This is a genomic window from Cronobacter sp. HA18003, assembly GCF_011605905.1.
Taxonomy (GTDB): domain Bacteria; phylum Pseudomonadota; class Gammaproteobacteria; order Enterobacterales; family Enterobacteriaceae; genus Cronobacter; species Cronobacter sakazakii.
This window is the reverse complement of sequence record NZ_JAANQO010000023.1, coordinates 172,180-195,189: the sequence shown is the minus strand read 5'-3', so window position 1 is coordinate 195,189 and position 23,010 is coordinate 172,180. Positions and strand designations below refer to the sequence as shown.

Below are 23,010 nucleotides of genomic sequence, written 5' to 3'. Positions count from 1 at the left end.
GAGAATCTGATGAGTGACTATAAATCAACCCTGAATTTGCCGGAAACAGGGTTCCCGATGCGCGGCGATCTCGCCAAGCGCGAACCGGGAATGCTGGCGCGTTGGACCGATGATGACCTTTACGGCATCATCCGTGCAGCCAAAAAAGGCAAAAAAACCTTCATTCTGCATGATGGCCCTCCTTATGCGAATGGCAGCATTCATATTGGTCACTCGGTTAACAAGATTCTGAAAGACATTATCGTGAAGTCCAAAGGGCTTGCCGGTTATGACTCTCCGTACGTGCCGGGCTGGGACTGCCACGGTCTGCCGATCGAACTGAAAGTGGAGCAAGAGTTTGGCAAGCCGGGTGAGAAATTCACCGCGGCCGAATTCCGCGCCAAATGCCGTGAATACGCGGCGACCCAGGTTGACGGCCAGCGTAAAGACTTTATCCGTCTGGGCGTGCTGGGCGACTGGTCGCACCCGTATCTGACCATGGATTTCAACACCGAAGCCAACATCATTCGCGCGCTCGGTAAAATCATCGGCAACGGCCACCTGCACAAAGGCGCGAAGCCGGTGCACTGGTGCGTCGACTGCCGCTCTGCGCTCGCCGAGGCGGAAGTGGAGTATTACGACAAAACGTCGCCTTCTATTGATGTTGCCTTTAACGCGGTAGACGCGGCGGCGGTCGCGGCGAAGTTTGGCGCGCAGAACGTCAACGGCCCGGTATCGCTGGTTATCTGGACCACCACGCCGTGGACGTTGCCGGCGAACCGCGCTATCTCTCTGCACGCTGAAATCGACTATGTGCTGGTGCAGATCGAAGGCCAAGCGCTGATCGTGGCGAAAGACCTGCTTGAGAGCGTGATGAAGCGCATCAACGTCGCCGATTACACCGTGCTTGGCGAAACCAAAGGCGCGCAGCTTGAGCTGATGCGCTTTACGCACCCGTTCATGGGCTTTGACGTTCCGGCTATTCTCGGCGAGCACGTGACGCTTGATGCCGGTACCGGCGCGGTGCATACCGCAGGCGGCCACGGCCCGGACGACTACACTATCAGCCAGAAATATGGTCTGGAGATTGCCAATCCGGTCGGCCCTGACGGCACGTACCTGCCGGGCACGTATCCGGGGCTGGATGGCGTTAACGTCTTCAAAGCGAACGATCAGATTGTTGAACTGCTGCGTGAAAAAGGCGCGCTGCTGAACGTCGCGAAGCTGCTGCACAGCTATCCGTGCTGCTGGCGTCATAAAACGCCGATCATCTTCCGCGCCACGCCGCAGTGGTTCGTCAGCATGGATCAAAAAGGCCTGCGCGCGCAGTCGCTCAAAGAGATCAAAGGCGTGCAGTGGATCCCGGACTGGGGCCAGGCGCGTATCGAGTCGATGGTTGCCAACCGCCCGGACTGGTGTATCTCCCGTCAGCGTACCTGGGGCGTGCCGATGTCTCTGTTCGTCCATAAAGAGACGCAGGAGCTGCACCCGCGCACGCTGGAGCTGATGGAAGAAGTGGCAAAACGCGTTGAGCAGGACGGCATTCAGGCGTGGTGGGATCTCGACCCGCGCGACATCATGGGCGATGACGCCGATGTCTATGAAAAAGTGCCGGATACGCTGGATGTATGGTTCGACTCCGGCTCTACCCACTCATCTGTGGTTGACGTGCGCCCGGAATTCGCAGGCCATGCGGCGGATATGTATCTCGAAGGCTCTGACCAGCATCGCGGCTGGTTTATGTCCTCGCTGATGATCTCCACCGCGATGAAAGGCAAAGCGCCATATCGCCAGGTACTGACCCACGGTTTCACCGTTGACGGCCAGGGCCGCAAGATGTCGAAATCCATCGGCAATACGGTCTCTCCGCAGGATGTGATGGACAAACTGGGCGCGGATATTCTGCGTCTGTGGGTGGCATCCACCGACTACACCGGCGAGATGGCGGTCTCTGACGAGATCTTAAAACGCGCCGCCGATGCGTATCGCCGTATCCGTAACACCGCGCGCTTCCTGCTGGCGAACCTGAACGGTTTCGATCCGGCGAAAGACATGGTGAAACCGGAAGAGATGGTCGTGCTGGATCGCTGGGCGGTCGGCTGCGCGAAAGCCGCGCAGGACGATATCGTCAAAGCGTATGAAGCGTACGATTTCCACGAAGTGGTGCAGCGCCTGATGCGCTTCTGCTCTATCGAAATGGGCTCGTTCTATCTCGATATCATCAAAGACCGTCAGTACACCGCGAAAGCTGACAGCGTGGCGCGCCGCAGCTGCCAGACCGCGCTTTATCACATCAGTGAAGCGCTGGTGCGCTGGATAGCACCGATCCTCTCCTTCACCGCAGATGAAGTGTGGGGCTACCTGCCAGGCGAGCGTGAGAAGTATGTCTTTACCGGTGAGTGGTACGACGGCCTGTTTGGCCTTGCCGATACCGAAGCGATGAACGACGCTTACTGGGACGCGCTGCTGAAAGTGCGCGGCGAAGTGAACAAGGTGATTGAGCAGGCGCGTGCCGATAAGAAAGTCGGCGGCTCGCTGGAAGCGGCGGTCACCCTGTACGCGGAGCCGGAGCTGGCGGCGAAACTCACCGCGCTTGGCGAGGAATTGCGATTTGTCCTGTTGACCTCGCAGGCGAAGGTTGAGGATTATGCCAGCGCCGCCGCGGATGCCCAGCAGAGCGAACTGCTCAAAGGGCTGAAAGTGGCGCTCGCAAAAGCCGAAGGTGAGAAGTGCCCGCGCTGCTGGCACTACACCACCGATATCGGCAAGGTGGCGGAACACGCAGAAATCTGCGGTCGCTGTGTCAGCAACGTCGCCGGTGACGGCGAAAAACGTAAGTTTGCCTGATGAGTAAACCGATTCTTTCAACCGGTCTGCGCTGGCTGTGGCTGGTGGTGGTCGTGCTGATTGTCGATCTGGGTAGCAAGGCGTTAATCCTCCAGCATTTCGCGCTGGGGGAAACTGTCTCGCTGTTCCCGTCGCTCAATCTGCATTATGCGCGCAACTACGGCGCGGCGTTCAGCTTCCTCGCGGACAAAGGCGGCTGGCAGCGCTGGTTCTTCGCCGGTATCGCTATCGGTATCTGCGTGCTGCTGGTGGTCATGATGTATCGCGCGAAGGCGAGTCAGAAGCTCAACAACATTGCTTACGCGCTGATTATTGGCGGCGCGCTGGGCAATCTGTTTGACCGTCTGTGGCACGGCTTCGTGGTCGATATGATCGACTTCTATGTCGGCGACTGGCACTTCGCGACGTTCAATCTGGCCGATACCGCCATTTGTATCGGCGCGGCGTTAGTGGTGCTGGAAGGCTTCCTGCCTTCTAAACAGAAAGCCACGGCGTAACCTCTGGCCGGGCGGCGCTACGCTTCCCGGCCCACAGAATGTGCGGCCGTCTGTTTTCCCGGTACCGGGCAGACAGACGACCCAAAATAAGTGAGCAACCTGCATGTCTACATCCATACAGAGCAACAGCGCGGTGCTTGTGCACTTTACGCTGAAGCTTGAAGACGGCTCCACGGCGGAGTCCAGCCGCAACAGCGGCAAACCCGCGCTGTTTCGCCTGGGCGACGGCTCGCTGTCGCAGGGCCTGGAGCGCGAGTTGCTCGGCCTGCATGCCGGCGACAAAAAAGCGTTTACGCTCCTGCCGGAAGACGCGTTCGGTACGCCAAGCCCGGATCTCATCCAGTACTTCTCCCGCCGCGAGTTTATCGACGCGGGCGAGCCGGATATCGGGGCTATCATGCTCTTTACCGCAATGGACGGCAGCGAAATGCCGGGCGTCATCCGTGAAATTAACGGCGACTCCATCACGGTGGATTTCAACCATCCGCTCGCCGGGCATACCCTTCATTTTGATATAGACGTGCTGGAGATCGATCCGGCGCTGGAGAGTTCTGATGCAGATCCTGTTGGCTAACCCGCGCGGCTTCTGCGCAGGCGTGGACCGCGCTATCAGCATTGTGGAAAACGCGCTGGCGATTTACGGCGCGCCTATCTACGTTCGCCATGAAGTGGTCCATAACCGTTACGTGGTGGACAGCCTGCGCGAGCGCGGCGCGATTTTTATCGAGCAAATCAGCGAAGTGCCGGATGGCGCGATCCTGATTTTCTCCGCCCACGGCGTTTCTCAGGCGGTACGCAATGAAGCGAAAAGCCGCGATCTGACGGTGTTTGACGCCACCTGCCCGCTGGTGACCAAAGTGCATATGGAAGTGGCGCGATCCAGCCGCCGCGGTGAAGAAGCCATTCTTATCGGCCACGCCGGGCACCCGGAAGTGGAAGGCACCATGGGCCAGTACAGCAACCCGGAAGGGGGCATGTATCTGGTGGAATCGCCGGAAGATGTCTGGAAAATTACCGTGAAGGATGAGAATAACCTCTCCTTTATGACCCAGACGACGCTGTCGGTGGACGACACTTCCGAAGTGATCGACGCGCTGCGCAGCCGTTTCCCGAAAATCGTCGGGCCGCGTAAAGACGATATCTGCTACGCCACCACCAACCGTCAGGAAGCGGTGCGTGCGCTGGCGGAGCAGGCGGACGTCGTGTTAGTGGTGGGCTCGAAAAACTCCTCTAACTCCAATCGTCTGGCGGAGCTGGCACAGCGCATGGGCAAAACGGCGTATCTTATCGACGACGCCAACGACATTCAGGAAGCCTGGGTGCAGAACGCCGCCTGTGTCGGCGTGACCGCGGGCGCCTCGGCACCGGATGTCCTGGTGCAGAACGTCATTACGCGCCTCAAAGCGCTTGGCGGCAGCGACGCTCACGAGCTGACCGGTCGCGAAGAAAACATCGTTTTCGAAGTGCCGAAGGAGCTGCGCATCGACGCGCGCGAAGTGCAGTAATTTTTTACGCGCGTACCAGAACTGCATGCCGGACGGTGAAGATCGTCCGGCATTTTTTTATCCTGACGGCAGGCCAGACAATAAGGAGCGCCCATGACAAAAACGCCGATTATTCTCGATACCGATCCCGGTATTGACGATGCCGTGGCTATCGCCGCCGCGCTGTTTTCACCAGCGCTTGATTTACAGCTCATCACTACCGTCGCAGGCAATGTGTCCGTAGAGAAAACCACACGCAACGCGCTGCAACTGCTGCATTTCTGGAATGCTGATGTGCCGGTGGCGCAGGGTGCCGCCACGCCGCTGGTGCGCCCGCTGCGCGATGCCGCGTCGGTGCATGGCGAATCGGGAATGGAAGGCTACGAATTTGTCGAACACGACCGGCTGACGCTCGACGTTCCGGCATTTCAGGCGATTTACGAACGCCTGACGGCCGCCACGGAGCCGCTGACGCTCGTCACCATCGGGCCGCTGACCAATATCGCGCTGCTGCTGACGCACTATCCGGCATGTAAAGCGAAAATCAAACGGCTGGTAATGATGGGCGGTTCGGCAGGGCGCGGCAACTTTACTCCCAATGCTGAGTTTAATATCGCTATCGATCCCGAGGCCGCCGCACGGGTGTTTGAAAGCGGCATTGAGATCGTAATGTGCGGCCTGGATGTGACCAATCAGGCCGTGCTGACGCCTGATTACCTCGCCGCGCTGCCCTCGCTTAACCGCACCGGGAAAATGCTGCATGCGCTGTTCAGCCATTACCGCAGCGGCAGCATGACGACGGGTCTGCGTATGCACGATCTCTGCGCTATCGCCTGGCTGGTTAAGCCTGAGCTGTTTACGCTCAAATCCTGTTTCGTGGCGGTAGAGACGCGTGGCGACTACACGGCGGGCACCACGGTGGTGGATATCGAAGGCAAGTTAAACCGGCCTGCGAACGCGCAGGTCGCGCTCGGTATCGACGTGGCTGCGTTTCGCGGCTGGGTTGCACAAACGCTCACGCTTGCGCCTTAACTGAGCTTTTCCGTCAGGTAGTCGATGAGCGCCCGGATTTTGGCAGGCATATGACGGCTCGTGGACCACAGCAGCCAGAGCCTGCCGGAATAGCTGCTGATAAACTCCCACTCCGGCAGTACCTGCACTATCTCGCCTGCCGCCAGCGCGTCGCTGGCGGTAAAACGCGGCAGGCTGCCGATCCCAAGATGACGCTTCACGGCGTCCAGCCGCACGCCGGTATGGTTGGCGGCGTACCGCCCGTGCGTCTGCACCACCACGCTTTTCCCGTCGCGACGAAACTTCCAGCGCGCGTCCGCCGCCGTTTCACCCAGGCTGATGCAGCTGTGATGACGTAATGCCTGCGGCGTTTCCGGCGTGCCGTGGCGCGCGAGATAGTCCGGCGTGGCGCACAGCAGATGCTCTATTGGCATCAGCGGTTTGCCGTACAGGCCGGGAGACGGGGAATCGGTAATACGCAGCGCCAGATCCACCTCATCATCGATCAGATCCATATACCGGTCTTCCAGGCGCAGGCAGATATCCACCTGCGGGTAGCGCGTCAGAAACTCTTCCATTAGCGGATGGATCACAAAACGGCCCACCGCTTTCGGCACGCCAAGCGTGACGCGCCCCTGTGGTGACTGTGAGGCGGTACCGCCCCGGGCCATCACATCGCGGGCGGCATCCATCATACTGACGGCGCGCTGAAACACACCGCTGCCCGCCTCGCTGAGGCGCAGTTTGCGTGTGGTGCGCACCAGCAGCTTGCAGCCCAGCTCGCGCTCCAGGCGGGAGACGCTGCGGCTGACGGAAGAGGGCGTACTGCCAAGTTTTCGTGCGGCGGCGGAGAAACTGCCGCTCTCGACCACCTGAACGAAAACGGCGATGTCGGGCAGAAGGGCTAAATTCATATTTGTGCGCCTGATGCAAAGGTTCGTTGTCGTAAGGCAGGATTATCGCTGCGGGAATAATAAATATACTGTGTGATGAACCCGGAGGACAACGATGACACACAGAGAGTACTACCTGAGCGATGCGCTGCAGGGTGAAGCAAACGTACTGTGCTGCGAACAAAATGCGCAGGGCGAGTATGAAGTGGAGCTGGATACAACGCTGTTTCACCCGCAGGGCGGCGGGCAGCCCTCAGACAGCGGCACGATAAACGGCGTGCCGGTGCTGCGCGTCGAAAACCGCGGCGATTTGGTGATTCATCTGCTGGCGCAGCCGGTAGCGACCGGCCCCGTCACGCTCGTGGTCGATGACACGTTGCGTCACCGCCATACCCGCTGGCACTCGGCGGGCCACCTGATTGGCTATGCCGGGGAGCAGCTCGGCTGGCAGCCCGTGAAAGCGCACCACTGGCCTGGCGAAGGCAAAATTACGTTTGCCCCGGCGCAGGCGTCAGACGTGCCGGATGCCAATGCGTTAAGCGAGAAGATCGCCGCGTGGGTTGCCGCCGATTTGCCACGCTATGTCGATTTCGTGGACGGGCGGCGGCAGGTGCGCTTTGGCGAACTGCCCGTCTACGGCTGCGGCGGCACGCATGTGGCGTCGCTCTCGCAGGTGGGTGAGGTGACGCTCACGGGCATTAAAGTAAAGAAAGGCCAACTGCTGGTGGCTTACCAGTTGGCAGAGTAAGCCTCGCGGCAGGTCAACGCGCCTGCCGTTTCTTCCTCTGTCGCCTGACAAGCATCCGCCAGGGATTCCGTTTCAGCCAGGCTGAACGCCTGGCTGAAACACGTGCGCGAAGCGCGTCATCCTCTCACCCAGGCTTTTATCGTCGCCAGTTGCTGCCCGATCCCTTTGCCAAAGGGAGAGATGCGGTAGGCACCTGCTGCCGCCGGAACGATAAAGGTTTCGGCGTAATGCACCACGAACGGCTCAAACGTGCCATTGGGGCTCTCCACTAACGCTTCGGCACCCTCGACGAGATTAAGCACGTTAACGGTGCCATGGGTATGATGCAGTACCGGTTTATCAAACCAGTGTCTCCGGGTTTCGATAAACTCGCGCTCATGCAGGCCAGTACGCTCTTCTCGCCAGCCGTCGCCGCCAGCGCGAGGTTCTGCCCGGTTCACCAGATGGCGGCGCACCCAGTCTGTATCACGGCTCCAGTCGATCACCTGCGCCCCATGCTCAAGATGTACGGGGCGGGGAAGGCCATCCATACCGAGGCGTCCCCAGTCCCAGAGTTTGAAGGTAAAAATATACGGCGTGGCGCTTATCTCAAGCACCATCGTTCCCGCGCCAGCGCCATGTACTGTTCCTGCCGGGATCAGGAAATGATCGTGTTTATGGGCGGGGATCGGGTTAACGAACCGGGCATCGTCAAAGGCTTTCTCTCCACGCGCGGCGCGTCTGAGTGCATCAACCATCTGCACAGGCTGCGTCCCGGTCTGGACGCCGAGATAAACCACTGCGTCCGGTTCCGCATCAAGAATGTAGTAGCTTTCATCCTGGGTGTAATGCATGCCGAACTGCTGCTGAATATAGTCCGTCACCGGATGAACCTGGAGGCTGAGATTCTGGCCGCCGATGGTGTCCAGCATGTCAAAGCGAATCGGAAACTCAGCACCGAAGCGCGCATGAACGTTTTCACCGAGCAAAGGCCGTGGGTAAAGCAGCACCAGATCCTGTGCCGGAATTTCTGTTCGCACCGTGCCAAAACGCAGGAACAGGCTGTTTTCTTCTGGCACGCAGTCAAAGCACCAGGCGTAATTGGGCATGGATGGATCGAGATCAAATGTGCGCTTCATCCACTGTCCGCCCCAGACGCCGGGGTCAAAAAACGGCACTACCCGGAAAGGCCGCGTTGTCAGTTGCTCCAGGCCTGCGCGGAACGCGTAACCGCTCACGATGGCGGGTTGATTCGCAAGCGTGGTGTCTAACAGAAAATCGGCGCGTTTTAGCAGTGGCGTTTTGTGGCGATCGAAGACACGCCATTCGATAAAGTAAGCACGCTTGTAGCGACGAAGCATATCTTCGTGCTGATTATCCGCGCCCCAGTTGCCAAGCTCGCCCCGGCGCATACGCTGCTGGATCTCCCAGCGCGGCATATCGGCATAAATCAGTATATCGCCGTCATGTACCAGCGCCGCGCCAGAGCCATAGACAATAACCAGGCCTGTACTTATTGCATCGACCCGTTCCCGCAGCGCAGTGAGTTTCGCCTCATCAAAAAAGTCAGTGAGCTGGTGGCAGGAGATCACGCCGAAAACGCGATCGTTCGTAAGGTTGTAAGCCAGTAAAGACTGAAGTTCCCGCTCATCGCGGCGCGCGGTTTCCACGTTGAGAACCAGGGTTGCATTGAGGCCAGGGAAAAAGCGCTCCGCCAGCTCCTCAAGACGCACGCCGGGGTAACAGTCGATAACCAGTACCGTTTTCTCAGCGGGCGGGAGCCGTTCGCGCACTTTTTTCACTGCTGCTGGCCAGCCCTGCGCAGCGTGGTTCGCATAACCGGAAACTGCAACTTCCGGAAACTTGTCATACGACGCGCTACTCATGGCTGTGATCCTGCATAAGGTGTATGGCCAGCGTCAGATAGTCTTTCGCGGCGATAGTCGGGTTGTCTTTCACCGTTTCCTGAATTTCTTCCAGCAGTGACAGCCGATAAATTCTGCAGGTAAAAGGAGAAGCGAGCTCGACGGTTTGCGGCGTGTCGCCAGGGTTGAACAACCTGATGATAACGGTATGTTCGCCATCGCCGGGCTTACACATGCTCATCTGAATGGCTGGATTATTCTGTATGAGCCAGGTGAACGCCGGGGCGAGGCCTTTTTCCGGTAGCGGGATAGTGAAACGCTCCAGGCGTTCTTCAAAGGTATTGAGCTGTTGCAATTGATAGCTCAGATAGTGCTCACGATACTGTTTGCACGCATTAAATAAGGCGGCATCGTCGATTCCGCTATCCATCATCAGCGCATAATCAAACGTCATCGGCTGCAGCATTTGAGCATCCGGTGTGTCGACGATTTTATTATTGATGCCTGACGCCCGGCCAGGTCGCCACGGCGTATCATCTTTTCCAAGCAAGCCGACGCTTCGAAATAACGTCAGCGCCAGTACGTCTTCGTCCGGTAAAACTTCATACTCTTTGATGCCTTGAGTGATTGCCGCGAAGAGATGGTTGTCATCGCGTAACGCCACGCAGTTTTCCAGGGTGTAAACAGGCACGGGTTTCTCAACAAAGCCTTGCTCTCGCCAGCCGTTTACGTAACGGCTCCGGGTCTCGCGACGCAGTAAGGCGTAGCCCTGATCGGCAAAGGCGTAATCGGGGGCTTTCACCGGTGTTCTGATATGCACGCGAAGACGATGGTCATGAGCCTCGTTGACCAGATGATGCTGCACACGCACATAGTTTTCATGCTGGCGGAGTTCCAGCGTCGTTTGGATGGTCATGGGCTGTGTCGGTGCTGCATTCCGTCGTTGCTGCATATCTTTGGGCAGCACAAGCGTCGTTTTCAGCGTCATGCGCGACACCATCGGGCTCGTTTCGCAGGCTATAAGCGTAAAGGTGCTGATGCTTACAGGCTGCTCATGCTCCACAGGCGCAAAATCGAATTCATCGCCATCATCCCCGCAGTCAACGAAGGTCAGAAGATTGTCGATACGTTGGCCGGTACCGCGGTTTTCCAGCGAGAGAACGCCCTGATGAAGTGAGATTCGCAAGCGTGCATTTTCAATGGCCTCTTCGTGGCTCAGGGTCAGTGACGGGCTCGCCGTTTGTTCATCAATGAGCCATGTCTGATAACCCAGCCCGTGAAGGCCATCAGCCCTGAAAAGAATAACGCTGCGATAATAGCCTTCCACCGTTTCCAGCTTTTCGCCCTGCGCGGTCACGATGACCTGCTGGCCGCCATCCAGTTTTCGTTGTTCCAGTACCGTACAGGCGACGGGGTTGCCACCACGTCGCAGCGAAACCTGTTTATCTTTCGTGAACACAACAGCCTGAACCAGGCTATCCAGCGGGCTAATATCACTGTTAAAAACCACCAGAATATTGCGTTGCTCGGACTGCAGACTAATGGCGTGGCTGATTTTCTTTTTCAGCAGATTAATCAGGCTCAGCGCAGAGCGCTCCACGCTGATGAGTCGCTGTTTAATGTTCTGATTGACTGGGTCGGCATTGGTCGCCTCAATACCGTTATGAGCATGTGCGCAAAACAGGGTTTTCCAGAGCGAGGCCATTAACGGTTGCGGCCAGTGAATACCCAGTAATGAAGCCATAACGGTGAGCGGTTCAAGCTTATCGATCAGCAGATGCTCGGTTTCCCAGGTCTGGCGTTTAATGTCATAACGCGTTGAGTGGCAGGTTCGGTGAATGCGGGATTTCTGACAGGCGAACAGCTCCCCCTCAATCACGTGGGTAAATTCACCGTCACGCCAGGTTTCACGCATATAGCTCTCATAGTCAGCCATAACGAACTGATAAGGCAATCCGCGCTGGTTTAAGGCGTTTACCGTTTGTGGATACTGGGCGTTGGGCAACACCTGATCGCCGCCACAGGGTAAGAGCAGCTTATCGGTATGGCGGTTCATCACGCTCAACTGTTCAAGAATAGGCAGGAGGCGGTGCTGTAAATAATCAGGTTCAGCGGACAAAAACTTACCTGGCCCATAACCATAATAGAGATAGTTGGTGGCGATGGATTTCTGGTTTGGTGCCCGCCAGTAAAAATTGAGATCGCCACGAAGCTGATCCGTATAAATCCCTCTTTGCAGAACGCAGAAATCGATACCGGCGTCCGTAAAAAAGGCGGGCAACCAGGCATGCTGGCCGAAAATATCCGGTAAATAACCAACATTCATTGAATGGCCAAACTGTGTCGCGGTGCGAATGCCGTACTGCAAATTACGGATTAGTGACTCCGTGCGTATCAGCAACGAGTCGCATTGTGTATACCAGGGACCCACAAAAAGCCGCCGCTGACGTATCAACGCATGAATGCGCGATGTATTTTCCGGGCGTTCTTTGAGGTAGTCATCGAGCACGATCGCCAGGCCGTCAAACGTATAGCTTGGAAAATCCGCATCTTTTTCCAGCAGATCCAGCAAATAATCCATATTCTCGACCAGCAGAATATGTGAGTCCTCGCAGGTAAAATACCATTCAGCGTCCCAATGACAGTGGGGAACGACATACACCTTTTTGTTGACCATTAAAAACAACCTCCCTGTCAGTTCAGCTTAAGCTTGCCTGTGGTTATCAGGTAATAGCGGACAAAAACGTTAGCAAAAGCGATAAACGCTACGCCGAGAAACATCCCAAAGAGATAAGCGGGAAGATTTTGCACCAGTGGCCAACCCCAGATGGCAGGCAGCGGGAACCACTGCACTGAGCCTAAGGTAATGGCCGTCACTGCGCCGATAATGGCGCCTGTAATGTTAATCGAGATGGTAATCACCGGATTTCTGAGCATAAAAGGGATAGCGCCTTCGCCGATCGCCAGGAACCCAAGGATTAGCGAGGTAGTGCCGGTGACACGTTGGTTTTCGTCAAACACTCGCCGCCTGACGAGGAAACGATCGATAACCGTCGCAAGGCCCAGACCAATAGGGGGAATAACGATTCCCAGCACGCGCGCTGTCAGCGGGAAAATATGGTCAGCCGCCAGCCCGATGGCGATGGCACCTGCGGATTTATTCACAGGCCCCCCTAAATCAAAGGCGGTCAGCGCGGCGATAATGACAGCCAGCATTAACGCGCTGGAGGCACCGTGCTCGGTAATAAACTGCTGAAGAAATTTATTGATGCCGCCAAAAACCGGATCGACAAAATAGAAGTTGATAAAGAAGATCGCGAGGACCGATAAACCCGGCACGATCAACATCGGCTTCATGGCCTGTAAGTGCTTATGCAGGCGGATATGTTGATTCAGAAAGTTTGCGATGAACCCGGCAAGCGCGCCCAGAATAAGAGCGCCGAGAAAGCCGGAAGGAATGCCGCCGTTAACCGCCCAGAAGGTGTAATGCAGCCCGCCGGCAAAGGCACCGCCAACGAAACCGGGCACCAGGCCTGGTCGGTCGGCAATGCTCCATGCCATATAGGCGGCAAAGACCGGGTACATAAACTTCATGATCATGTTGCCGTAGAGCGTCAGGTAATGGCACATGACCAGCATTGTGTTGTGTTCGGTGGCGTAACGCGCGTTGCCGATATCGGTGACGCCCAGCATGCTGGCGGCTAACTGGCCGAAGCCCATCATCAAGCCTGCCGCGACGATAACCGGGATCATATAGGAAATACCGCTGGAGATGCCCTGATAGAGCTGACTGCCAAAAGATCGTTTATGCGCTGTGGTTGGGCTTTCCGTGGTGTTTGATTCATTGACGATACCGTCAGGGTTGGTGAGTACGCGCTCAATTAACCCCGCCGCGTCTTTCAGCGGCTCCGAAACGGAGGTTGTGATGAAGGGCTTGCCGTTGAAGCGCGCTTTGCCTTTAGGGGGCAGCGCAGCGGCAAAAATGACGCCGCTCGCCTCGCGGATTTGCGTTTCATTTACCTCATCTTCAATACCGTTCGCGCCCTGTTTTTCGCTATAAACCCGGATACCGCGCGCGGCGCCTGCTTTTTCCAGCGCCTCTGCGGCCATGTAGGTATGCGCGATACCGGTAGAGCACGAGGTGATGACAATCAAACTTTGCCCGCTGGCGTTAATGAGCATTTTTTCGCCAGCAGATTCATGCGCATCCAGCAGGGCGAGAAAGGCGTCCACGGTAGGTGCTGCTTTAAGCGCGCTGACATTATCTTCATCCATCAGTGCCAGGCTTAATGTCGAAAGCAGGCGCAGGTGCCCGTCATCATCGCCAAGCGGCACCGCAAGTAAAAAGACCAGAGAGACCTTTTCCTCGCCCTCAATGGTGGGCCAGTCATCAACAGGCTGTGTGAGCCGGACGGCAGCAAAGGCAGGCTGTTTTACGACGGGCGATTTGCCGTGCGGGATGGCGATACCTTGTTCAAAGCCTGTTTCAGAAATGTTTTCCCGCTCCCATACAGCACGGAGAAACGCTGCTTGATCGGAGACTTTCCCTTCCTGGTATAAAAGCATGGAGAGATTCTCCAGAATGGATTCACGGGTATTCCATTCCTTATCGAGGAGAATCAAATTAGGGGAAGTCACGCCGCTTAACACCATAAATCCTCCCTGAAAATCAGAGTTGTCGACAGGTTAATCGAGATCAGGCCTTATAAATGCGACGGATTGCTCATATATCGGCGCAGTGCGTTCATTGAGCTAATAAATAACAGTGTGCGACACAAGTATGAGGCTGAAAAATGTGGTTTACGCTTAGCGATTCTTTTTAAAACAACCGCTAATGGTTTAATGAATGCTGTAACGGCGTGCTCTACGATAAATCGGAGTAAAGTGCTTCCGATTCAAACTGCCAGCCATGATTAAGCAATCACGATAATTAGAGCGCAGATACAACACCGCTGTCATTTGTATGGTGATACAACAAATGTATCAGAAAATAGTGTTCACCTTGTGGTTGCCAGAGCAATCTGATTACGGATTTTTTTGTGTAACTTTTGGGGAGAGTATATGAATAATCTGTTAAAGGTATGCCTGTGTATTCCTGTTATATATAGTGTGTCCGGGTGGGCGGGCACAACCTGGGTAGATGTGCGTGGCGCGCATAATATACGCGCGGATACGAATGAAACGCGTATTAAATTTATGCATCAGGCAACGAATGGTTTCTATTTTTCTGCTGAAGCGACGCAGAGCCATAATGAATCATTTTTTGGTGATGAAGATAGCCGGGATGGTAAAGAAGATGGCGTGACCGGCGTCTCGCAGGAAATAGAAACGCGGTGGCAATTCCCGCTCGGTAATGGTTATTCCATAGCTCCCGGTCTGACGACCGTTTTCACTAAAACCAATACGCACTATCGCCCTTTTATCCAGGGATGGAAGGCATTTGACAACGGGATTAATCTCGCTGCCCGCTATCGCTATAACACGGTGAATGATGCCCATAGCGACAGAAAGCTTGACAGCGATGAGTATACCCGTCGTAAATCGCATCAGTTTGATATCTGGATTGCCTATAATATCGGGCGCTTCGGTATGTCCTGGAACCCTCGCTTCCGTTACCAGGATGGCGTCGATCAGGGAACCGGGAGAGACACGTACTGGGAGCATACGCTGGCATTCAGCTATAAAATGGACGATGACTGGACGCCTTATATCGAGCTTGGTTCTCTTGACAAAACCTATGTGGATGACCACGGAACGCATAAAAATGAGTTCGTTGGCCGCTTAGGGATTACTAAAAAGTTATAATTTTTCTGTGTATTATGCATCGGGTGTCGTCAGTAATTTGCATCCGATGCTATCAATAAAATCCAGTATTTTTATTTGCGACTCCCTTTGATAGAGCGATGACGCCTCGTCAGCATCTTCAACAGCCCATGTGCGGGAAGCGACCTGAGATAAAGAGGAATTATTACGGGTAATTGCCATGACCCGGATATTTTTACGCTTCGCGTTGCGCGCCATTTCAACAATGGCTTTCGTTTCTCCCGATTTGCTGACCAATAAGAGCGTGCCTTTATTTATTAACGCCAGTTGATGCACATCCGTTAACATTAAATGAGGAATGCCAGCAATAGATAAGAAACGAGATAAATAGCTCAGGCTGGTCAGTGTTCCGCCCCTGGCATATAAATAGATATGCTGCGCTTGATGTAACTGCTGGCAGAGTTCCGCAATATCTTTCTCCTGCCCGTTTGACATTTTGTCAGACACGTGCGGTTTCGTTTGTAACGGGAATCCGCATTTATATCGTAATTCGGTATATCCCGAATATCCCATTTTTTTACAGACCCGATTAACCGACGTTGTCGTGGTAAACGTCTGGCTGGCAATCATCTTTGCAGAGATGCCTGATAATCTGTGAATATTGCACAGTATATATTCATAGACAATGCGCTCTGTCCTTGAGAGGTTATTCATTACATGATCCCGTTTTACATTTATAGTGATCCGTGTAAACCTTGTGTATGTTATCAATTTGAAATTAGTAATCGGAAAAAACATCCCTTCTTTTGGAAAGCAATATTAATCGAGCAGACGTATTTTTGTAAAATAATAAATGAGTTTATCTCTGCGGAAGTTAAAAATTCTGGAGCCAGCTCGCGTTAATATGAAACCTGGCGCGAGAAAACCGCAAACAGAGAGACAGGGATTAACACGTAACCCTGAAAAGACTGTCACTATTTTTCCGCCGTTCACACACAGTGGCCTGCTGTTTTTCCTGCCCATTATGCCTTTTACTGATATCCCTCCCTGTTTATCATTAAATTCTAATTATCGATGTTTTGGGCTGGCAGCACGACGAAACGCTGGTTAACCTGAGAACGTTTTATAAGCAATTTTTTAACATATAAAGAGTATAACTATGCAAGAAGCACAGGTCCGCGTCGCGATCGCGGGGGCGAATGGCCGTATGGGACGGCAGTTAATCCAGGCAGCACTTGCGATGGATGGCGTGGCGCTCGGTGCCGCGCTGGTGCGCGAAGGCTCAACGCTGCTCGGCGCTGATGCGGGTGAACTGGCGGGCACTGGCGCAACCGGCGTCACTCTCAAGAGCAACCTTGAGGCGGTGAAAGACGATTTCGATGTGCTTATCGATTTTACGCGTCCGGAAGGCACGCTGGCGTACCTGGCGTTCTGCCGCGCGCATAATAAAGGCATGGTGATCGGTACCACCGGATTTGACGATGCCGGTAAAGCGGCCATTCATGAAACCGCCACGGCGATCCCTGTGGTGTTCGCCGCTAACTTCAGCGTTGGGGTTAACGTGATGCTGAAACTGCTGGAAAAAGCCGCTCAGGTGATGGGCGATTACACCGATATCGAAATTATTGAAGCGCATCACCGCCATAAAGTGGATGCGCCTTCCGGTACGGCGCTCGCGATGGGCGAGGCGATTGCCGGCGCGCTGAATAAAGATCTGAAAAGCTGTGCGGTCTATGCGCGTGAAGGCTACACCGGCGAGCGCGTGCCCGGCACCATTGGATTTGCGACCGTACGCGCGGGCGATATTGTCGGTGAGCACACCGCGATGTTCGCCGACATTGGCGAGCGCATCGAAATCACCCATAAAGCCTCCAGCCGGATGACATTTGCTAATGGTGCCGTCCGGGCGGCGCTGTGGCTTAAAGCGCAAAAAAAGGGTTTTTTTGATATGCGGGATGTGCTTAATCTGAATGATTTGTGATTATTATTACCCATCGTGATGTGGTTATTACAATCATAAGTTTCTGATTTGAAGGGCAATAATTTATTGCCCTTTTTTGTTTTATTTATTTTTGCGACGTTAGTTGTTAATTTAATCTTAGCTGCTTAAAACAGAGTGTTTTTAACTGATTTTGCGTTAATGGTTTGTGAATTTTGACCGTTTGGTCCATTTTAAAAGCTGTGTTATGCTTCGTTTTTACTTTTCTTGCCGGGCAACCGTTTTCTGCGCTTCGTTTTCTTTGTTTTTTGCCCTTCATTTCCTGTGTTTTCCTCAAAGCCTTCAAAAAAACAATAAAAAGTGCGTTTTCAGGTAGACTTCCCCCTGAGTTATCTCTAGAATGCCGCCGTTTGCCAAAAATTCGCTGTTCAGGCGTTTTTGCGTTGATTTAGCCATACTGGTTGAATTAATATGCAAATATATTGACTTTTTATTCCCTGGAGGACGTTTTGATTAAGTCAGCGCTGTTGGTTCTGGAAGACGGAACCCAATTCTACGGTCGGGCCATCGGGGCAACAGGTACGGCAGTAGGGGAAGTCGTTTTCAATACTTCAATGACCGGTTATCAAGAAATCCTCACTGATCCTTCCTACTCCCGCCAGATTGTCACTCTCACTTATCCTCATATTGGTAATGTCGGCACTAACGATGCTGACGCTGAATCCTCCCAGGTACACGCGCAGGGCCTTGTAATCCGTGATTTACCGCTGATTGCGAGCAACTACCGCAACACCGAGGATCTCTCTTCTTACCTGAAGCGCCATAACATCGTGGCGATTGCCGATATCGATACCCGCAAGCTGACGCGTCTGCTGCGTGAGAAGGGCGCTCAGAACGGTTGCATCATCGCAGGGGATAATGTCGATGCCGCGCTGGCGCTGGAAAAAGCGAAAGCCTTCCCGGGCCTGAACGGCATGGATCTGGCGAAAGAAGTGACTACGGCGGAAGCTTATAGCTGGACGCAGGGCAGCTGGACGCTCGCAGGCGAACTGCCGGAAGCCAAAAAAGAAGAAGAGCTGCCGTATCACGTGGTGGCGTATGACTACGGCGTGAAGCGCAACATCCTGCGCATGCTGGTGGACAGAGGCTGCCGCCTGACGGTCGTCCCGGCGCAAACCTCCGCCGAAGACGTCCTGAAAATGAACCCGGACGGCGTGTTCCTCTCCAACGGCCCTGGCGATCCGGCACCGTGTGACTACGCCATCGAAGCCATCCAGAAATTCCTCGAAACCGACGTACCGGTCTTCGGCATCTGCCTCGGCCATCAGTTGCTGGCTCTCGCGAGCGGCGCGAAAACCGTGAAGATGAAGTTCGGCCATCACGGCGGCAACCACCCGGTGAAAGATATCGACAACAACCGCGTGATGATCACCGCCCAGAACCACGGGTTTGCGGTGGATGAAGCCTCCATGCCGTCAACGCTGCGCGTGACCCATAAATCCCTGTTCGATAACACGCTCCAGGGCATTCACCGCACCGATAAACCGGCCTTCAGCTTCCAGGGACACCCTGAGGCGAGCCCCGGCCCGCATGACGCCGCGCCGCTGTTTGACCACTTTATCGAATTAATTGAGCAGTACCGTAAGACCGCCAAATAATCGGGAGAAAGAGAACAATGCCAAAACGTACAGATATTAAAAGCATCCTGATTCTTGGCGCAGGCCCGATTGTTATCGGCCAGGCGTGTGAATTCGACTACTCCGGTGCCCAGGCGTGTAAGGCGCTGCGCGAAGAGGGCTACCGCGTCATTCTGGTGAACTCCAACCCGGCGACCATTATGACCGACCCGGAGATGGCCGATGCGACCTACATCGAGCCGATCCACTGGGAAGTGGTGCGTAAAATCATCGAAAAAGAGCGCCCGGACGCGGTGCTGCCAACCATGGGCGGCCAGACGGCGCTCAACTGCGCGCTGGAGCTGGAGCGTCAGGGCGTGCTGGAAGAGTTCGGCGTGACCATGATTGGCGCGACCGCCGATGCGATTGATAAAGCCGAAGACCGTCGCCGTTTTGACGTCGCGATGAAGAAAATCGGCCTCGACACCGCGCGCTCCGGCATCGCGCACAATATGGAAGAAGCGCTGGCGGTGGCGGCGGATGTGGGTTATCCGTGCATTATTCGCCCGTCGTTCACGATGGGCGGCACCGGCGGCGGCATCGCGTATAACCGCGAAGAGTTTGAAGAGATTTGCGCCCGCGGCCTGGATCTCTCGCCGACCAAAGAGCTGCTGATTGATGAATCGCTGATCGGCTGGAAAGAGTACGAGATGGAAGTGGTGCGTGATAAAAACGACAACTGCATCATCGTCTGCTCGATTGAAAACTTCGACGCCATGGGCATCCACACCGGCGACTCCATCACTGTGGCTCCTGCCCAGACGCTGACCGACAAAGAGTATCAAATCATGCGTAACGCCTCGATGGCGGTACTGCGTGAAATCGGCGTCGAAACCGGCGGCTCCAACGTGCAGTTTGCGGTGAACCCGAAAAACGGCCGGCTGATTGTGATTGAAATGAACCCGCGCGTGTCGCGCTCTTCGGCGCTGGCCTCTAAAGCGACCGGCTTCCCGATTGCCAAAGTGGCGGCGAAACTGGCGGTGGGTTACACCCTTGATGAGCTGATGAACGACATCACCGGCGGCCGTACCCCGGCGTCGTTCGAGCCGTCCATCGACTACGTGGTCACCAAAATCCCACGCTTTAACTTCGAGAAATTCGCCGGTGCCAATGACCGTCTGACCACGCAGATGAAATCGGTGGGCGAAGTGATGGCTATTGGCCGCACCCAGCAGGAGTCGATGCAGAAAGCGCTGCGCGGCCTCGAAGTGGGCGCGACCGGTTTTGACCCGAAAGTGAGCCTTGATGACCCGGAAGCGCTGACGAAAATTCGCCGCGAGCTGAAAGACGCGGGCGCCGAGCGTATCTGGTACATCGCCGACGCGTTCCGCGCTGGTCTGTCCGTCGACGGCGTGTTCAACCTGACCAATATCGACCGCTGGTTCCTGGTGCAGATTGAAGAGCTGGTGCGCCTCGAAGAACAGGTGGCCGAGCAGGGCATTAACGGTCTCAGCGCCGATTTCCTGCGTATGCTCAAGCGTAAAGGCTTCGCCGATGCGCGTCTTGCGAAACTCGCGGGCGTCAGCGAATCGGAAATTCGCAAGCTTCGCGAGCAGTACAACCTGCACCCGGTCTACAAACGTGTGGATACCTGCGCGGCGGAGTTCTCAACCGATACCGCCTACATGTACTCCACCTATGAAGAAGAGTGCGAAGCCAACCCGAACCAGGATCGCGAAAAAATCATGGTGCTGGGCGGCGGGCCGAACCGTATCGGCCAGGGCATTGAGTTTGACTACTGCTGCGTACACGCCGCGCTCGCGCTGCGTGAAGACGGTTACGAAACCATTATGGTTAACTGTAACCCGGAAACGGTCTCCACCGACTACGACACCTCCGACCGTCTCTACTTCGAGCCGGTAACGCTGGAAGATGTGCTGGAAATCGTGCGTATCGAGAAACCGAAAGGCGTTATCGTGCAGTACGGCGGTCAGACCCCGCTGAAACTGGCGCGCGCGCTGGAAGCGGCAGGCGTGCCGGTTATCGGCACCAGCCCGGACGCGATTGACCGCGCGGAAGACCGCGAGCGCTTCCAGCAGGCAGTGGATCGCCTGAAGCTCAAGCAACCGGCGAACGCCACCGTGACGGCCATCGAACAGGCCGTTGAGAAGGCGAAAGAGATTGGTTACCCGCTGGTGGTGCGTCCGTCTTACGTACTGGGCGGTCGCGCGATGGAAATCGTCTACGACGAAGCCGACCTGCGTCGCTACTTCCAGACGGCGGTCAGCGTTTCCAACGACGCGCCGGTGCTGCTGGATCGCTTCCTGGATGACGCGGTGGAAGTGGATGTCGATGCTATCTGTGACGGCGAAATGGTACTGATTGGCGGCATCATGGAGCATATCGAACAGGCGGGCGTACACTCCGGCGACTCTGCGTGCTCTCTGCCAGCTTACACCTTAAGCCAGGAGATCCAGGACGTGATGCGCCAGCAGGTGCAGAAACTGGCCTTTGAACTCCAGGTGCGCGGCCTGATGAACGTGCAGTTCGCCGTGAAAGATAACGAAGTCTATCTGATTGAAGTGAACCCGCGCGCCGCGCGTACCGTGCCGTTCGTCTCTAAAGCCACCGGCGTGCCGCTGGCGAAAGTGGCGGCGCGCGTCATGGCGGGCAAGACGCTGAGCGAGCAGGGTGTGACCAAAGAGATCATCCCGCCGTACTACTCGGTGAAAGAAGTGGTGCTGCCGTTCAACAAATTCCCAGGCGTCGACCCGCTGCTGGGGCCGGAAATGCGCTCCACCGGCGAAGTCATGGGCGTGGGCCGCACCTTCGCGGAAGCGTTCGCCAAAGCGCAGCTCGGCAGCAACTCCACCATGAAGAAACAGGGCCGCGCGCTGCTCTCGGTGCGTGAAGGCGATAAAGAGCGCGTGGTGGATCTCGCCGCCAAACTGCTGAAATTCGGCTTTGAGCTGGACGCCACCCACGGCACTGCGATTGTGCTGGGTGAGGCGGGCATCAACCCGCGTCTGGTGAACAAGGTGCATGAAGGTCGTCCGCACATTCAGGATCGCATTAAGAATGGCGAATACACCTACATCATCAACACCACCGCAGGCCGTCAGGCGATTGAAGACTCCAAGCTGATTCGCCGCAGCGCGCTGCAATACAAAGTGCATTACGACACCACGCTGAACGGCGGCTTCGCCACCGCGATGGCGCTGAACGCTGACGCCACCGAGAAGGTGATTTCCGTTCAGGAGATGCACGCGCAAATCACGAAGTAAGACGTCGTGAACTCCACCAAAGCCAGCGTAAGCTGGCTTTTTTCATATGCGCCCCCCTAAATTTGATAGCCAATTAGTTTTTCACTCCTGCACGGCCATCCGTTACCCTTCAGGCTGTCTCGTTTGCCGACTTCCCGGTTTACGTTTAAGGAGAAACACGTGTTAAAAAAAGTCCTGCTTGTGGGTACCTGTCTGGCATTAACCGCCTGCTTTGGCGGTGGTGACAGCAAAGAGTTCCTGATAGATAACCCGACCGGGAAACCGCTCGCGATTTCGGTAGACGATCAAAAAATCACGCTTGCGGCAGAGCAATCACAAACGATTAAACTGGACGCGGGCCAGCATACGCTGACGCTTGAAAATGGCGACAAGGTGAAATTCAGCGTCTTTAGCGCGATGCCTCGCTCGGGCGTGAGCGGTCTTATCAACCCGACCCGTACCCGTTACATCTACGTGATCCAAAAATATCTGGCGGAAGGCGTAACGCCGTCCAGTGAAAACGGCGATGTTCACACCCTGACCATTGACGGGCAGACCGTGACCGGCCCGTTCGAAGATATGGGCAGCGGGCTGTTTATCGATAATTTTACGAAAGAGTGGGAGCTGAACCCGACAGAGCCTTTCCCGGAGTCGATGTCATCGACGTCTGCGGATAACTACAAAACGAAACTTTTCCGTCTCGAAGAGTTTAAGGATTATTACAACAATCAGTTTTCGCCTTCCGTGGAATACACTGAAAACATGCGTATCACGGAGTCGCGTTACCAGCCGCCTGAAATCACCGCGCAGTTTACTTCGCCTGAACTTCAGCAAAACCTGAATGAAGCCACCAAAATTTATAATGACTTTATTCATGCCGAATCGGCAGGTGACCAGAAAGATCTGCTTAAAGCGTTCGACAAACAGAACCGCGAGAAATGGCGTAACCCTAAAGCGGGCGGTGAAGAATTGACCCGTTATTATGAAATTATGACCAACCTGAATCACACCATGATGAGCTCCATTCTGGAGCTGAAGCAGTAATATCTGACCGCCGGGCATCGGCATTCAGGATGCCCGGCCTCAGAACCGTCTGTATTTCCATCTGTTATCAGTAAGTTAATCT

Annotated in this window: 16 protein-coding genes; 11 read left to right on the top strand and 5 right to left on the bottom strand. The window is 55.3% G+C overall.

Translation table 11 applies throughout. From position 1 onward, the window contains the following. Positions 1-9 precede the first annotated feature (9 nt). The 5 genes from ileS (at position 10) to rihC (ending at position 5,839) form a co-directional block, all read left to right on the top strand. On the top strand, positions 10-2,826 hold the full coding sequence (gene ileS / locus G6041_RS14910) for an isoleucine--tRNA ligase (protein ID WP_166498056.1): 2,817 nt from the start codon (positions 10-12) through the stop codon (positions 2,824-2,826). Continuing rightward, on the top strand, positions 2,826-3,323 hold the full coding sequence (lspA, locus tag G6041_RS14905) for a signal peptidase II (protein WP_007864145.1): 498 nt from the start codon (positions 2,826-2,828) through the stop codon (positions 3,321-3,323). Before ileS ends, lspA begins: the two co-directional genes overlap by 1 nt. Positions 3,324-3,426: 103 nt before the next feature. After that, positions 3,427-3,897 (top strand): FKBP-type peptidyl-prolyl cis-trans isomerase, encoded by a 471-nt coding sequence (gene fkpB, locus G6041_RS14900; protein WP_004386255.1) that lies wholly within the window; start codon positions 3,427-3,429, stop codon positions 3,895-3,897. Beyond that, positions 3,878-4,828, top strand: coding sequence for a 4-hydroxy-3-methylbut-2-enyl diphosphate reductase (gene ispH / locus G6041_RS14895; protein WP_004386254.1), 951 nt, complete (start codon positions 3,878-3,880; stop codon positions 4,826-4,828). Before fkpB ends, ispH begins: the two co-directional genes overlap by 20 nt. 93 nt (positions 4,829-4,921) lie before the next feature. Continuing rightward, complete coding sequence (gene rihC, locus G6041_RS14890) at positions 4,922-5,839, top strand: ribonucleoside hydrolase RihC (RefSeq protein WP_012125801.1); 918 nt, start codon at positions 4,922-4,924, stop codon at positions 5,837-5,839. Here rihC and G6041_RS14885 read toward each other — a convergent pair. Then, the gene (locus G6041_RS14885; RefSeq protein WP_012125800.1) at positions 5,836-6,732 is read right to left on the bottom strand and encodes a LysR family transcriptional regulator; all 897 of its coding nucleotides are present in this window, start codon (positions 6,730-6,732) and stop codon (positions 5,836-5,838) included. The two genes, rihC and G6041_RS14885, sit on opposite strands and share 4 nt — an antisense overlap. A 94-nt stretch (positions 6,733-6,826) precedes the next feature. Here G6041_RS14885 and G6041_RS14880 point away from each other — a divergent pair, with 94 nt between their 5' ends. Continuing rightward, a complete protein-coding gene (locus G6041_RS14880) occupies positions 6,827-7,459 on the top strand; it encodes a hypothetical protein (RefSeq protein WP_012125799.1) in 633 nt (210 codons plus the stop codon). A 116-nt stretch (positions 7,460-7,575) separates the two neighbouring features. Here the strand turns inward: G6041_RS14880 and G6041_RS14875 are convergent, their stop codons facing one another. From G6041_RS14875 to G6041_RS14865, 3 genes are read right to left on the bottom strand one after another with little or no spacing between them, the layout of a single operon-like run. After that, the gene (locus G6041_RS14875; protein WP_012125798.1) at positions 7,576-9,324 is read right to left on the bottom strand and encodes a class I mannose-6-phosphate isomerase; all 1,749 of its coding nucleotides are present in this window, start codon (positions 9,322-9,324) and stop codon (positions 7,576-7,578) included. Continuing rightward, positions 9,317-11,980, bottom strand: a complete 2,664-nt coding sequence (locus G6041_RS14870) for a glycoside hydrolase family 38 C-terminal domain-containing protein (protein WP_012125797.1) — start codon at positions 11,978-11,980, stop codon at positions 9,317-9,319. The genes G6041_RS14875 and G6041_RS14870 overlap by 8 nt, the downstream gene beginning before the upstream one ends. Before the next feature lie 17 nt (positions 11,981-11,997). Next, positions 11,998-13,956 carry a fructose-specific PTS transporter subunit EIIC gene (locus G6041_RS14865; protein ID WP_012125796.1) on the bottom strand — a complete coding sequence of 653 codons (1,959 nt, stop codon included), beginning with the start codon at positions 13,954-13,956 and terminating at the stop codon, positions 11,998-12,000. Between the two features lie 408 nt (positions 13,957-14,364). On the opposite strand from G6041_RS14865, the gene G6041_RS14860 reads away from it, so the two are divergent. After that, a complete protein-coding gene (locus G6041_RS14860) occupies positions 14,365-15,108 on the top strand; it encodes an oligogalacturonate-specific porin KdgM family protein (protein ID WP_012125795.1) in 744 nt (247 codons plus the stop codon). A gap of 12 nt (positions 15,109-15,120) precedes the next feature. On the opposite strand, the gene G6041_RS14855 is transcribed toward G6041_RS14860, so the two are convergent. Continuing rightward, positions 15,121-15,780, bottom strand: a complete 660-nt coding sequence (locus tag G6041_RS14855; protein WP_041460748.1) for a MurR/RpiR family transcriptional regulator — start codon at positions 15,778-15,780, stop codon at positions 15,121-15,123. 445 nt (positions 15,781-16,225) lie between these two features. On the opposite strand from G6041_RS14855, the gene dapB reads away from it, so the two are divergent. The 4 genes from dapB to G6041_RS14835 all read left to right on the top strand — a co-directional run bounded on the left by dapB (position 16,226) and on the right by G6041_RS14835 (position 22,928). Then, entirely contained in the window at positions 16,226-17,047 is an 822-nt protein-coding gene (dapB, locus tag G6041_RS14850) for a 4-hydroxy-tetrahydrodipicolinate reductase (protein ID WP_012125793.1), read from the top strand. Between the two features lie 467 nt (positions 17,048-17,514). Next, the gene (carA, locus tag G6041_RS14845; RefSeq protein WP_004386245.1) at positions 17,515-18,663 is read left to right on the top strand and encodes a glutamine-hydrolyzing carbamoyl-phosphate synthase small subunit; all 1,149 of its coding nucleotides are present in this window, start codon (positions 17,515-17,517) and stop codon (positions 18,661-18,663) included. A gap of 17 nt (positions 18,664-18,680) precedes the next feature. Next, entirely contained in the window at positions 18,681-21,905 is a 3,225-nt protein-coding gene (gene carB, locus G6041_RS14840; RefSeq protein WP_004386244.1) for a carbamoyl-phosphate synthase large subunit, read from the top strand. 159 nt (positions 21,906-22,064) lie between these two features. Beyond that, the gene (locus G6041_RS14835; RefSeq protein ID WP_084999173.1) at positions 22,065-22,928 is read left to right on the top strand and encodes a hypothetical protein; all 864 of its coding nucleotides are present in this window, start codon (positions 22,065-22,067) and stop codon (positions 22,926-22,928) included. Positions 22,929-23,010 lie beyond the last annotated feature (82 nt).

Bases quoted from the DNA above. Each gene is read 5' to 3' on its own strand.
- ileS (WP_166498056.1), top strand. From the start codon at position 10: ATGAGTGACTATAAATCAACCCTGAATTTGCCGGAAACAGGGTTCCCG.
- lspA (WP_007864145.1), top strand. From the start codon at position 2,826: ATGAGTAAACCGATTCTTTCAACCGGTCTGCGCTGGCTGTGGCTGGTG.
- fkpB (WP_004386255.1), top strand. From the start codon at position 3,427: ATGTCTACATCCATACAGAGCAACAGCGCGGTGCTTGTGCACTTTACG.
- ispH (WP_004386254.1), top strand. From the start codon at position 3,878: ATGCAGATCCTGTTGGCTAACCCGCGCGGCTTCTGCGCAGGCGTGGAC.
- rihC (WP_012125801.1), top strand. From the start codon at position 4,922: ATGACAAAAACGCCGATTATTCTCGATACCGATCCCGGTATTGACGAT.
- G6041_RS14885 (WP_012125800.1), bottom strand. From the start codon at position 6,732: ATGAATTTAGCCCTTCTGCCCGACATCGCCGTTTTCGTTCAGGTGGTC.
- G6041_RS14880 (WP_012125799.1), top strand. From the start codon at position 6,827: ATGACACACAGAGAGTACTACCTGAGCGATGCGCTGCAGGGTGAAGCA.
- G6041_RS14875 (WP_012125798.1), bottom strand. From the start codon at position 9,324: ATGAGTAGCGCGTCGTATGACAAGTTTCCGGAAGTTGCAGTTTCCGGT.
- G6041_RS14870 (WP_012125797.1), bottom strand. From the start codon at position 11,980: ATGGTCAACAAAAAGGTGTATGTCGTTCCCCACTGTCATTGGGACGCT.
- G6041_RS14865 (WP_012125796.1), bottom strand. From the start codon at position 13,956: ATGGTGTTAAGCGGCGTGACTTCCCCTAATTTGATTCTCCTCGATAAG.
- G6041_RS14860 (WP_012125795.1), top strand. From the start codon at position 14,365: ATGAATAATCTGTTAAAGGTATGCCTGTGTATTCCTGTTATATATAGT.
- G6041_RS14855 (WP_041460748.1), bottom strand. From the start codon at position 15,780: ATGAATAACCTCTCAAGGACAGAGCGCATTGTCTATGAATATATACTG.
- dapB (WP_012125793.1), top strand. From the start codon at position 16,226: ATGCAAGAAGCACAGGTCCGCGTCGCGATCGCGGGGGCGAATGGCCGT.
- carB (WP_004386244.1), top strand. From the start codon at position 18,681: ATGCCAAAACGTACAGATATTAAAAGCATCCTGATTCTTGGCGCAGGC.